The organism is Pseudoalteromonas atlantica (assembly GCA_007988745.1).
Taxonomy (GTDB): Bacteria; Pseudomonadota; Gammaproteobacteria; order Enterobacterales; family Alteromonadaceae; genus Pseudoalteromonas; species Pseudoalteromonas atlantica.
The window spans coordinates 38,477-50,647 of the sequence record BJUT01000030.1 but is presented as its reverse complement, the minus strand read 5'-3'; the positions used below and the strand labels follow the sequence as shown (position 1 = coordinate 50,647).

The window sequence follows — 12,171 nt, the reverse complement described above, 5'->3', positions numbered from 1 at the left end:
CAAAAAAGAAGGTAAATGTGGCGAAGGTAAATGTGGTGGCGACGCAAAAGGCAAAAAAGAAGGTAAGTGCGGCGAAGGTAAATGTGGTGGCGACGCAAAAGGTAAAAAAGAAGGTAAATGCGGCGAAGGCAAATGTGGCGGCCAATAACAGGCTGATTTAAGTACCTGATTTACTCAGATATACGTTATGCTAAAAGGGCCAAAAGGCCCTTTTTGTTTTAGGAGATAATGATGAGAGCAACACAAAACTCAGCATTTGGGATGGTGGGCTTAGGTCTTCGTCGAGAGATGCTTGATGAACTACTAGCGCATACACCAAAGCAAATTGATTTTATGGAAGTAGCGCCTGAAAACTGGCTTAAGCTGGGAGGGCGCTTTAAAAAACAATTTAAAACCTTAACTGACGCCAATAATTTTGTTTGCCATGGTTTATCGCTTTCTATCGGCTCGCCTGAACCTCTTGATATTGAATTTGTTAAATCGCTAAAAACGTTTTTTGATCAGCACAACATTAAACTATTCAGTGAGCACCTAAGTTACTGCTCTGGAAAAGGGCATATGTACGATTTAATGCCAATCCCTTTTACTGAAGATGCCATTGCACACGTTGTACCTCGCATCAAACAAGTGCAAGATATTTTAGATCGCCAAATAGCCATCGAAAATGTCTCCTATTATGCGGCGCCTGGCCAGCAGTTATCTGAGCTTGAATTTACAAACACGATTTTAGAGCAAGCCGATTGTAAGCTACTGCTTGATGTAAATAATATTTATGTTAATTCAATTAATCATGGCTACAACGCCGAAGCGTTTTTATTAGGGCTACCTTCAAAACGCATTGCATATGGACATGTAGCTGGGCACTACAATGAAGCCGATGATTTAATTGTTGATACCCACGGCGCTGAGGTTATTGACCCCGTATGGGATTTGCTTGATAAAGCGTACCAAGCGCATGGGGTGTTTCCTACCTTATTGGAGCGTGATTTTAATATTCCAAGTATAAATACACTTACAAAAGAGCTTGATATTATTCACGATTTACAAAATAAGCAGTTATGCGCATCGCCTACTCAGCAATTAGCATAAAGGAAGAAATATGAGCTTTATTGACAGCCAAAATGAGTTTATGGCCCACATACGTGAGCCTGAACATAACCCAAAGCCTAACGATATTGAAGATAGACGCATGGCGATTTACCGCGACTTATTTTTTAATAATATTGCAGGGTTCATCTCATCAGGTTTTCCGGTGCTTAAAACTTTATACACAAAGCAACAATGGCAAAAATTAATAAGGGCATTTTTTAGTGAGCATGACTGCAAGTCGCCTTATTTTTTAGACATAGCAGGGGAATTTATTAATTACTTATCGAGCAGCTATACCCTGCAAGAGTACGATTATGCATTTATGCTGGAGCTAGCACATTATGAGTGGATAGAGCTTGATGTTTCCGTGGCTAATGAAGATACCAACGAGCAACGCTTAAAAAGCACTGAACTAACCAGTTCTGAACTTTACTTATCGAGTGTAGCGCGTAATTTAAGCTACCAATATGCGGTGCAAAATATCAGCACAGAGTATAAACCCAGCACGCCATCTGAGCAGCCTAATTACTTTGTTGTATACAGAGATGATAACGACGACGTACAGTTTTTAGCCACAAATGCAATGACCGCCTTGCTACTTTCAATAATAGAATCTAATGCGGGCATTGAGTTTGAGAGTGTATGCCAGCAGGTTTTAGTCCACGCGCCTAATTTTAGCGAACAACAAATTGCGCATGGTGCGTTAAGTACGCTTAATGCAATGTGCGAGCGCGGTATTATCGTGACAAAAAATCAACATTAAGGTCTTTATAGATGTTTTTACTTCGTCTATCATGGCAGCCTTATTTGTCGTGCTTAAAAAAGGTTATACCAATGTCAGATGATAAAGACTTTAAAGATCCGTTTAACGCTACTTACTTTATTGCTTTTTTAGCAGTTTTTGTAGGTATTGGCTGTTTAAATGCGATTTTAGGCTGGATCACAAGCCTAACTTAAAGCTCCTTGCTCTATTAAGGCTGTTGTTTATATCAGCCTTAAGCTTCTTTTCTTCCTCCACCCTTATAATTTTCAAACCACCTTGGTATTAATAACAGCAAACTCGCATTTTAACGTCAGTTAAGGTTATAATCAGCTGCTTTGAAATATAAACTATTGAGCAATTAAACTTATGACTCAAGTAACACCCGCTATTATTAAAAACAGTATCGCAACCATTGCCGACTATCCTAAACCAGGCATTATGTTTCGTGATGTAACAACACTAATGGCAAATCCAGAAGCCTTTAAAGCAACAATCGATGCTTTTATAAACGAATATAAAAACCAAGGCTTTACAAAAATTATTGGTACAGAATCTCGCGGCTTTATTTTTGGTGCACCGCTATCTTACGCGTTAGGGATCCCTTTTATTCCTGTTCGTAAACCAGGCAAGCTACCACGCGAAGTGATTCGCCAAGATTACCTACTTGAATACGGTGAAGACACATTAGAGCTTCATGTTGATGCTATTGTCCCAGGCGACAAAGTATTATTAGTTGACGATTTATTAGCGACCGGTGGCACAATTGAAGCCACAGCAAAGCTAGTTGCAAAATTAGGCGGCACAGCCACTGATGCAGCGTTTGTTGTTTCATTACCAGAGCTTGGTGGTGAGCAGCGTATAGAAAAAATGGGTATTAAAATCTTAAAACTGGTTGAGTTTGAAGGCGAGTAATTGATGAGTTATCAGGTTCTAGCGAGAAAATGGCGTCCGCAAACCTTTCATGAATTGGTTGGCCAGTCTCATGTAAAGCAAGCGCTTGTTAATGCGCTAACGCAAAATAGACTGCATCACGCTTATTTATTCACTGGAACCCGTGGTGTGGGTAAAACGACCATTGCGCGTATTTTTGCTAAAAGCTTAAATTGTGATGAGGGTATATCGGCATCTCCTTGTGGGCAATGTAGCAGTTGTACTGACATAGAAGCAGGGCGATACATTGACTTGCTTGAAATCGATGCCGCTTCTCGCACCAAAGTAGAAGATACTCGTGAAATTCTTGATAACGTTCAATATGCACCCACGCGTGGACGTTACAAAGTATACCTAATAGATGAAGTACACATGCTCTCTAAGCATAGCTTTAACGCGTTATTAAAAACGTTGGAAGAGCCGCCAGAGCATGTGAAATTTTTACTAGCAACCACTGATCCGCAAAAGTTACCTGTTACCATTTTATCACGCTGTTTACAGTTTAACTTAAATGCACTTTCGCAAAGCGAAATTAAAACTCAGCTTGAGCATGTCCTTACTCAAGAGGAATTAAATTTTGATAAAGATGCGCTAAGTATTATTGCAAAAGCCGCCGATGGCAGTATGCGTGACGCGTTGAGCTTAACAGATCAAGCTATTGCGCAAACCAACGGCGACATAAACAATCAAGCCGTACAAGCTATGCTTGGTTTAATGGACACCCATTACAGCCAAAGTTTGCTTGCTGCTTTGTTAGCACAAGATGGTGGCGCACTGATGGACGAAATAGCCCAAGTAGCGAGCCGTAATCCTAACTATATTGCACTACTTGATGATTTAATTGCATTAACTCACCTTATTCAATTAACTCAGCTTGTCCCGCAAGCAGCGCAACTGGATGATAAAAACGCCGATTATGTTAGTCATGTTGCACAGCACACCCAGGCTCAACAAATTCAGGTTTATTACCAGTTACTGTTAAACGGTAAAAAAGACTTACAATGGGCGCCAGAGCCTCGTTTAGGCTTTGAAATGATAATGCTGCGTTTATTAGCATTTGAATCTGCAGGTACAACGTCTGCTCAATCGCTTCCTGAGCCTAGTGACACACCGAGTGCTGCAACGCCTGCGCCTACCAGTAGTAAAGGCCGTGCCGATGCGCTGCGTGATATATTAAATAAAAATAAAACACCATCGCAAGACGAAACCCCTGCTCCGCAAGTAATGGTTGAGAAAAGCCAAAATCAAAGCACTGCGCAAAGCCAAACAAGTGATGAACCAGTAGAGCAACCGCCCACAGAGCAGCTAACACGCTCGCCAAGTGAGCAACACAGCAACAGCGCATCACCTGCGGCTCAAAGCCCGCAAAACGATATACCGAGCCCTGTGCAGCAAAGTGAGCACATTGCTAAGAGTGACGATGCTGCTGAGCGCCAAAGTGAAGACGATGCTTATCTGCAACACAGTAATATGGAGCAAAGCTTAGCTGCACAATTTGATGATGTTATGAGCAGTGCGGTAGAGCAAGGTTATAACCCTGCACCTGTAGCGCAACACACACAACCCGCGCCTGAAAACGCCGATGCTAAAGATAGCAGTGTGCGTGAACAAGAAGCTCAAGCACAATCAGCAATTGCGCGAATTTTACGGGATAGAAATATATCGGGGGCAGGCAGGCTTTCAGGTGGGAGTGTAAATACCCCTGAGCAAGCGCAAACACCAAAAATGCCTGCTCAAGCTACGCCTAACAGCGAAGCAAAGCCACACAATACAAGCCCGCAAGCGAGTGAGTCACAAAACGATTCACCGCCATGGCATGACCATGCGCAAGGCGATAGCGAAAAAAAGCCAACGCTCCCAGTAACAGGGAGCCAAACGCCAGCTGAGCCAGTAACGCAAAGCCAGCCAGCGCGTAAGGTTGATTTTAAAGAAAAGCATCAAACAATTACTGAAAACTTAGCGCCTGAGCTGCTTGAGCAAATTAACCCGCAAAAAAAGCCTGAGGTAATAGAGCAAGAGCCCGCTATACCGGTTCCTGATGATTTTCAAAGCCCAATTAGCGAGATTAAATTTGCGCATCAGCAAGATGAGTGGGCTTATTTAATTAAGCGTATGGGGCTTGGTGGGCGAATGCGTCAATTTGCATTACACTCGATTTTTACCAAGCAAGGCGACAGTTTACATATTGACGTGGATGAATCGCAAAAACACTTAGATACGCCCATGCTTAGGCAAAAGCTCGATGCGGCGTTATCAAGTATATACGGGCATAACGTATCGCTGAGTATTAACTTTGCAAAAGGGGTGATTGACTCGCCTTATTTAATTCAGCAAAAAATAGATGCAGGGCGACACCAGCAAGCAATTGATGTGATCACATCTGATGAAAACATAGTACAATTTCAGCAGCTATTTAGCGCCGAAATTGACGAAAACAGTATTCAGGCATTGTAATTAAATACAATCGCCCTTATCTTCATGACAACTAGAGTTTAAAAGAAAGAGAGAAAATTATGTTTAAAGGTGGAATGGGTAACATGATGAAGCAAGCGCAGCAAATGCAAGAGCGCATGCAAAAAGCCCAAGACGAAATCGCGACAATGGAAGTTGTTGGCGAAGCCGGCGCAGGCCTTGTAAAAGTAACCATGCTTGGTAATCATAACGTGCGTCGTGTTGAGCTTGATGAAAGCCTTATGGAAGACGATAAAGACATGATTGAAGATTTACTTGCTGCAGCATGTAACGATGCTGTTCGCCGCGTTGCTGACGAAACGCAAGAGCGTATGGGCAAAGTAACTGGCGGTATGCAATTACCACCAGGTATGAAAATGCCGTTTTAAGCAAATATGCAACTTTCAGATAGTTTAACGCAGCTTATAGAAGCGCTACGTTGCCAACCGGGTATTGGTCCTAAGTCGGCTCAGCGCATTGCGTTTCATTTATTAGAGCGCGATCGTAAAGGCGGTACTCAACTTGGTAACGCATTGACCAAAGCCATGGGCGCGGTTGGGCATTGTCAGTCGTGCCGCACTTTTACTGAGCAAGCGCAGTGTGATATTTGCTTAAGTACAAAACGCCAAGACAGTGGTGTGCTGTGTGTTGTTGAATCGCCTACTGATGTGTTGGCAATAGAGCAAACAGGCCAATACCTTGGTTTATATTTTGTACTTATGGGACATTTATCGCCAATTGACGGTATCGGGCCTAAAGAAATTGGCCTTGATATACTTGAACAAAAGCTCTCGCACGGCGGTATTAACGAAGTGATTTTAGCAACCAACCCTACGGTTGAGGGCGAAACCACTGCACATTATATTGCCCAGCTTTGCCATAAATATAAAGTAGGGGCCTCGCGTATAGCGCATGGTATACCTGTTGGTGGCGAGCTTGATTTAGTAGATGGCACCACGTTAATGCATGCATTTAGTGGCCGCCGAGCGGTTATGCAGGACTAACACAACTATCTGAAATCGTTTTAAAAGCCTACATAGTAAAATATGTGGGCTTTTTTGTGTTTGCTTTTTTATTACCGTATAACGTGTGTGAGTTTGCCGGTAATCATATTAAATTAATAAATGAGTTAAACTTTGCGACGTTGTGTTATAAATTATTGACTAACAACAACTAGATAACGTGATAGTTGCACGGCTCACGCGCCTTAAAAATATCGCTCAAGTTGCTATAAAAACATCAGGAATTTATCTGATTAGTAAGGAGTACTATGCAAAATAATAAACACGACAATAAAGGCGGTTTACTCAGCAGTAAGCGCTTTTTACCGCTATTTGTAACGCAGTTTTTGTCGGCTATGAATGATAATGTGTATAAGCAATCCGTGCTTATATTGTTAGTGTTTCAAGCTGCAACCCTTGGCGATGGTGCGCTGTATTCAAACCTTGCAGCGGGCTTATTTATATTACCGTTTTTTTTATTCTCAGGAATGGCGGGGCAATTAGCCGAAAAAACAGAAAAATCAAAGCTGATCCGGCTTGTTAAATTTTGCGAAATACCGATTATGGTTCTTGGCGCAGCCTCTATTTTTACGCAATATGTGTGGCTAATGCTGACCACCGTGTTTTTTATGGGCTTGCAAAGTACTTTTTTTGGCCCGCTTAAGTATTCAATATTACCGCAGCATGTGGCACCTAACGAATTAACAAAAGCCAATGGTTTGGTTGAGTCTGCCACTTTTGTAGCTATTTTAATTGGTACTATTTTTGGCACCTATTACATTACTCAAACAACAGGTCCAACAATTATTAGTATTGCCGTGCTGATACTTGCGGTACTTGGCTTTTTCAGTAGCCGCTTTATTCCTATAAGCCAAGCCAATAATCCTAATTTGCACTTTACCTATAATATTTTTTCATCCACTAAAAATGTATTTAAAGCGCTTAATGCTCAAACAGAATCGGTTGGTAAATCGGTGTTGGGTATAAGCTGGTTTTGGCTAATAGGCGCGGTTATTTTAACGGCATTACCTAATTACGTTAAGCATGTAATGGGTGGCGATGAACTCGTGGTAACCAGTGCGCTGGTGGTGTTTTCGCTAAGCATTGCCGTGGGGTCTTTGTTGTGCGAAAAGCTCTCGCGCTCACGTATTGAGCTGGGCATTGTACCTTTTGGCGCTATTTTAATTACGCTATTTTTGTATTTATTAAGCCAAGAGCCGGCTATTAGTGAATATATCGCGCCCTCTGAAAATTTATTAACGCTTAAACAAGTACTCAATACAGGCGACATGGTATGGCATTTTGTTTGGATGGCAGGTATTGGTATTGCATCCGGTTTTTATACTGTGCCGCTGTATGCGCTTATTCAACAGCGTACCGAGGAGGCAAGTCGTTCACGGGTGATTGCTGCTAATAATGTGCTTAATGCGCTCTTTATGGTTGGCAGTGCCATATTAAGTATTGTAACGCTCTCTGTTTTAGAGTGGCATATTTCGTCGTTACTATTGCTTTTGGCGGGGCTTAATTTGCTTATTTCTATTTATATTTACACTAAGGTACCGGAATTTTTCTTGCGCTTTGTTATCTATATTTTAGCAATATGCATGTATCGCGTGCACACAAAAGGGCATGAAAATATTCCAAGCGAAGGCGCAGCCGTTATTGTAGCTAACCATGTAAGCTTTGTAGATTGGATGTTTATTTTAGCCACTTCGCCTAGGCCTATACGCTTTATGGTGTTTGCTCCCATTTATTACTCAAAAGCGCTGCATTGGCTATTTAAAATGGCAAAAGCTATTCCAATTGATAGCGAAAAAGCCAACCCAAAGGCGTTTGCAAAAGCATTTGATGAGGTTGCCGCAGCGCTTGAACGCGGTGAGTTAGTTGGTATTTTTCCTGAAGGAAAACTAACAAGTAATGGTGAAATGGACATGTTTAGGCGGGGCATTGAGCGCATTATAGCGCGCACACCTGTGCCTGTTGTGCCCGTTCACTTAGGTGGCTTGTGGGGCAGTATGTTTAGCCGTAAAGCCAAGTGGCAACTACCACGCCTTAAATGGTCTTTAGTATCGGTGAGTGTGGGAGAGCCGATTGAAGCTGAGCAGGTAAGTGCTAATTATTTACACGAACAAGTCAGCGCTTTAAAAGCCCAGCACGCTAAAAACACACCGTAATTTAACTCTAAAAGCCACATTTTTATGTGGCTTTTTATTTATGTCAGCGCAAAAGCTGCTTTTTTAAATTTTTCCCTTGAAGTTACTCCACCTCACCCCATATTAAGTGCATAACGCAGACACTTTGCTAATTGGAGATACATAAATGACTGCAGCACAAAAAGAAACATTAGGCTTTCAAACAGAAGTAAAACAACTATTAAACTTAATGATTCATTCGTTATATTCGAATAAAGAAATATTTTTACGTGAGCTTGTATCAAATGCATCAGATGCCGCCGATAAGCTACGCTTTTTAGCGCTTTCAAATGGCGACCTTTACCAAGGTGATGCCGATTTACGTGTACGTATTAGCGCAGATAAAGAGGCGAACACAATTACCATATCTGACAATGGTATTGGTATGACGCGTGAAGAAGTGATTAGCTCTTTAGGAACTATTGCTAAGTCGGGTACTGCTGAGTTTTTCAAAAACTTAACAGGTGACCAAAGTAAAGACTCGCAATTAATTGGTCAATTTGGTGTTGGTTTTTACTCAGCCTTTATTGTGGCTGATGAAGTGACAGTGCGCACGCGTAAAGCGGGTGAAACACAAGCGTACGAGTGGCAATCACAAGGTGAAGGTGAGTACACGTTACAAGAAATTGAAAAAGAAGGCCGTGGTACGGATATCATTTTACACCTGCGTGAAGAAGAAAAAGAATACGCGGATGAATACCGTTTACGTAGCATCGTTACTAAATACTCAGATCATATTTCTACGCCTGTACAAATGTATAAAGCAGAAGTGCCTGAGTCTGAAGGCGAAGACGGTGAAAAAATCCCAGCAGTTCCAGGTGAGTGGGAAAGCATTAACCGTGCAACCGCTTTATGGACACGTGATAAGTCAGAGGTTTCTGATGAAGAATACAAAGAGTTTTACAAGCATGTAAGCCATGATTGGGAAGAGCCGCTAAACTGGGCGCACAATAAAGTAGAAGGTAAAACTGAGTACACAAGCTTATTGTATATCCCTAAAAAAGCGCCGTTCGATTTATGGAACCGTGAGCGCCAAAGTGGCTTAAAACTGTATGTTCAACGTGTCTTTATTATGGATGACGCTGAGCAGTTTATGCCAAGCTACCTGCGCTTTGTAAAAGGCTTGCTTGATTCAAACGATTTACCGCTAAATGTATCGCGCGAAATTTTACAAGATAACAAAGTAACGCAAGCGATTCGTAAAGGGTGTACGTCTCGTATTTTAAAAATGCTAGAGCGTATGGCTAAAAACAAAGCCGAAGACTACCAAACATTTTGGAACGAGTTTGGCCAAGTAATCAAAGAAGGCCCAGCAGAAGATACAGCGAATAAAGAAGCCATTGCTAAATTGTTACGCTTCTCATCTACGCATACCGACTCAGAAACACAAGATGTATCGCTTGAGCAATACATTGAGCGTATGAACGATGAGCAAGATAAAATTTACTACGTAGTTGCTGATTCGTTTACAGCGGCTAAAAACTCGCCGCACTTAGAAATCTTCCGCAAAAAAGGCATCGAAGTATTATTACTAAGTGACCGTGTTGATGAGTGGATGATGAGCCACTTAACTGAGTTTAACGAAAAATCATTCCAGTCAATTACCCGTGGCGACCTTGATTTAGGTAAGCTTGACGACGAAGAAACAAAAAAAGCGCAAGAAGAGTCTGAAAAAGAAGTAGAAGGCTTAATTGAGCGCATTAAAAAAGCGCTAGGCGAAGAAGTTAAAGAAGTACGCTTTACGCATCGCTTAACAGACTCTCCTGCCTGTGTTGTTAGCGATGAGAACGACATGAGCTCGCAAATGCAAAAGCTTATGGAGTCAGTAGGGCAACCTGTACCAGAGGCTAAGCCAGTGTTTGAGCTTAACCCTGAGCATCAGTTAGTTAAGCACTTAAACGATGAGCAAGACGAAGATAAGTTTGCACAGTGGTCTCATGTATTACTAGACCAAGCTTTACTTGCTGAACGCGGTACATTAAAAGATCCTACCGGGTTCGTAACACGTTTAAACAAGTTAATGCTTGATTTAAATAAGTAAGGCTAACAGGCTCTTTTAATTGCTAAAAGAGCCTAAAATATAACCATAATTATAAAGGAAGCGTATGCTTCCTTTTTTTATGCGCTCTAAAGTAGGCAATTAGTATAAGTTGCTTGAGTATCTGCAGCGCTTGTGGAAGAATTCAGGCTTTAAAATAAATATCCATACTAGGGGACAATGATATGCGCATTATTCTTTTGGGCGCGCCAGGTGCTGGTAAAGGTACTCAAGCTCAGTTTTTAATGGACAAATACGGTATTCCACAAATTTCTACCGGTGATATGCTTCGTGCAGCCATTAAAGAAGGTACACCACTTGGCTTAGAAGCGAAAAAAGTAATGGATGCAGGTCAATTAATTTCTGACGATATCATCATTGGTTTAGTGAAAGAGCGTATTGCTAAACCAGACTGCGAACAAGGCTTTTTACTTGATGGCTTCCCACGTACTATTCCACAAGCAGATGCTATGAAAGAAAATGGCGTTGTGGTTGATCACGTTATTGAGTTTGACGTTGCTGATGAAGTAATTGTTGAGCGTATGGGTGGACGTCGCGTACATCCTGGCTCTGGCCGTGTTTATCACGTTGTTTACAACCCACCAAAAGTGGAAGGTAAAGACGATGAAACAGGCGAAGAGCTTATTATTCGTGCAGATGACACGGAAGAAACAGTTCGTAAACGTTTAGCTATTTACCATGAGCAAACTATGCCATTGGTTGATTACTACCAAGCTGAAGCGCAAGCAGGTAACACGCAGTACCATAAAATTGATGGTACGCAAGCTGTTGAAACAGTAAGCCAGCAACTAGCAGAGCTTTTAGGTTAATATAATCTAAACACAGCTTAGGTATTAAAAAACCGCCCTCGGGCGGTTTTTTTGTATTTAGTAGCTTTTAACACTTTAAAATTAAACCATTAAAGGTCAACACGCCCTGTTATCTACAACGTTTTTAGCTTTTCTATTACTGGGTCGTAGTTTGGCTCGGTAGATAAATTAGACACGAGCTGTTTGTATATCACTGTATGGCTTTTATCTAAAATAAGCACAGCGCGAGTTAGTAGCCCCATATCTTTTATAATTAAGCCATATTTTTGGCCAAAGTCTCGCCATACAGAGTCAGAAAGGGCTGTTACTTTGTCGATGTTTTCAGCATTACAGAAGCGTTTTTGAGCAAAAGGTAAATCGGCACTGATGGTCAGTATTGCGATAGCAGGAAATTGCGTCGCTACTTTTTCATTAAAATGTTTAGTTTGTAAGCTACAAATGCCTGTATCTAAACTCGGCACCACGCTGATTAATACAGCTTGCCCTTTATAATCATTAAGATTTACAGGGGCAAAACCACCATCAACCACTTTAAAATTTGGCGCATTATCACCTACACTTACACCTTTACCTAACAAAGTGACAGGCTTACCCTGAGCAGAGACCTTACCCGCATCAAGCGTGTTTTCTGGGTACTGTGATGCATGCCCAACTGAGCTTAAAGCCAGTGTGCTTAGTGCAAAAATAAGAGAGCGTACCATAGGTTATTTCCTTTTAAATTAACGCAATAGGTTTGAGTGTATTATACTCAATATCACTGACCAAGCGATTAAATATCACTGTAAAAGTAATAATAAGTTCTGTGATATATAAATTGTAAACTGCAAGAACTTTTATTAACATGTAGTTACAAAATGTATCTTTAATAAAGTCGTAA

At 41.4% G+C, this 12,171-nt stretch carries 12 protein-coding genes; 11 read left to right on the top strand and 1 reads right to left on the bottom strand.

Going from position 1 to position 12,171, the window contains the following annotated elements:
• From PAT01_RS20375 to adk, 11 genes are all read left to right on the top strand, one after another.
• On the top strand, nt 1-148 hold a 148-nt coding region (locus PAT01_RS20375), incomplete at its 5' end, for an HvfA family oxazolone/thioamide-modified RiPP metallophore (protein ID WP_186807284.1).
• An 83-nt stretch (nt 149-231) separates the two neighbouring features.
• Entirely contained in the window at nt 232-1,089 is an 858-nt protein-coding gene (locus PAT01_RS12885; RefSeq protein WP_450091348.1) for an HvfB family MNIO-type RiPP peptide maturase, read from the top strand.
• 10 nt (nt 1,090-1,099) lie between these two features.
• Entirely contained in the window at nt 1,100-1,852 is a 753-nt protein-coding gene (locus PAT01_RS12880) for an HvfC family RiPP maturation protein (protein WP_138578846.1), read from the top strand.
• Between the two features lie 71 nt (nt 1,853-1,923).
• A complete protein-coding gene (locus PAT01_RS20250) occupies nt 1,924-2,046 on the top strand; it encodes a hypothetical protein (RefSeq protein WP_004588125.1) in 123 nt (40 codons plus the stop codon).
• A 172-nt stretch (nt 2,047-2,218) separates the two neighbouring features.
• Nucleotides 2,219-2,764, top strand: a complete 546-nt coding sequence (gene apt, locus PAT01_RS12875) for an adenine phosphoribosyltransferase (RefSeq protein WP_004588124.1) — start codon at nt 2,219-2,221, stop codon at nt 2,762-2,764.
• Between the two features lie 3 nt (nt 2,765-2,767).
• The gene (dnaX, locus tag PAT01_RS12870) at nt 2,768-5,236 is read left to right on the top strand and encodes a DNA polymerase III subunit gamma/tau (protein WP_138578844.1); all 2,469 of its coding nucleotides are present in this window, start codon (nt 2,768-2,770) and stop codon (nt 5,234-5,236) included.
• Nucleotides 5,237-5,295: 59 nt separating this feature from the next.
• Nucleotides 5,296-5,622, top strand: a complete 327-nt coding sequence (locus tag PAT01_RS12865; protein ID WP_004588122.1) for a YbaB/EbfC family nucleoid-associated protein — start codon at nt 5,296-5,298, stop codon at nt 5,620-5,622.
• A 6-nt stretch (nt 5,623-5,628) separates the two neighbouring features.
• The gene (recR, locus tag PAT01_RS12860) at nt 5,629-6,237 is read left to right on the top strand and encodes a recombination mediator RecR (RefSeq protein WP_004588121.1); all 609 of its coding nucleotides are present in this window, start codon (nt 5,629-5,631) and stop codon (nt 6,235-6,237) included.
• A gap of 266 nt (nt 6,238-6,503) precedes the next feature.
• Nucleotides 6,504-8,408: an MFS transporter gene (locus PAT01_RS12855; RefSeq protein WP_138578842.1), complete on the top strand. Its 1,905-nt coding sequence runs from the start codon at nt 6,504-6,506 to the stop codon at nt 8,406-8,408.
• 145 nt (nt 8,409-8,553) lie between these two features.
• Nucleotides 8,554-10,467 carry a molecular chaperone HtpG gene (htpG, locus tag PAT01_RS12850; protein WP_138628010.1) on the top strand — a complete coding sequence of 638 codons (1,914 nt, stop codon included), beginning with the start codon at nt 8,554-8,556 and terminating at the stop codon, nt 10,465-10,467.
• 182 nt (nt 10,468-10,649) lie between these two features.
• Nucleotides 10,650-11,294, top strand: a complete 645-nt coding sequence (gene adk / locus PAT01_RS12845) for an adenylate kinase (protein WP_004588118.1) — start codon at nt 10,650-10,652, stop codon at nt 11,292-11,294.
• 113 nt (nt 11,295-11,407) lie between these two features.
• Here the strand turns inward: adk and tpx are convergent, their stop codons facing one another.
• A complete protein-coding gene (gene tpx / locus PAT01_RS12840) occupies nt 11,408-11,995 on the bottom strand; it encodes a thiol peroxidase (RefSeq protein WP_004588117.1) in 588 nt (195 codons plus the stop codon).
• Nucleotides 11,996-12,171 lie beyond the last annotated feature (176 nt).

What these genes read in the sequence shown, in the direction of transcription:
- tpx (WP_004588117.1), bottom strand. Translation starts at nt 11,995, where the DNA reads ATGGTACGCTCTCTTATTTTTGCACTAAGCACACTGGCTTTAAGCTCA.
- apt (WP_004588124.1), top strand. Translation starts at nt 2,219, where the DNA reads ATGACTCAAGTAACACCCGCTATTATTAAAAACAGTATCGCAACCATT.
- dnaX (WP_138578844.1), top strand. Translation starts at nt 2,768, where the DNA reads ATGAGTTATCAGGTTCTAGCGAGAAAATGGCGTCCGCAAACCTTTCAT.
- PAT01_RS12885 (WP_450091348.1), top strand. Translation starts at nt 232, where the DNA reads ATGAGAGCAACACAAAACTCAGCATTTGGGATGGTGGGCTTAGGTCTT.
- PAT01_RS20250 (WP_004588125.1), top strand. Translation starts at nt 1,924, where the DNA reads ATGTCAGATGATAAAGACTTTAAAGATCCGTTTAACGCTACTTACTTT.
- PAT01_RS12855 (WP_138578842.1), top strand. Translation starts at nt 6,504, where the DNA reads ATGCAAAATAATAAACACGACAATAAAGGCGGTTTACTCAGCAGTAAG.
- PAT01_RS12865 (WP_004588122.1), top strand. Translation starts at nt 5,296, where the DNA reads ATGTTTAAAGGTGGAATGGGTAACATGATGAAGCAAGCGCAGCAAATG.
- adk (WP_004588118.1), top strand. Translation starts at nt 10,650, where the DNA reads ATGCGCATTATTCTTTTGGGCGCGCCAGGTGCTGGTAAAGGTACTCAA.
- PAT01_RS12880 (WP_138578846.1), top strand. Translation starts at nt 1,100, where the DNA reads ATGAGCTTTATTGACAGCCAAAATGAGTTTATGGCCCACATACGTGAG.
- recR (WP_004588121.1), top strand. Translation starts at nt 5,629, where the DNA reads ATGCAACTTTCAGATAGTTTAACGCAGCTTATAGAAGCGCTACGTTGC.
- htpG (WP_138628010.1), top strand. Translation starts at nt 8,554, where the DNA reads ATGACTGCAGCACAAAAAGAAACATTAGGCTTTCAAACAGAAGTAAAA.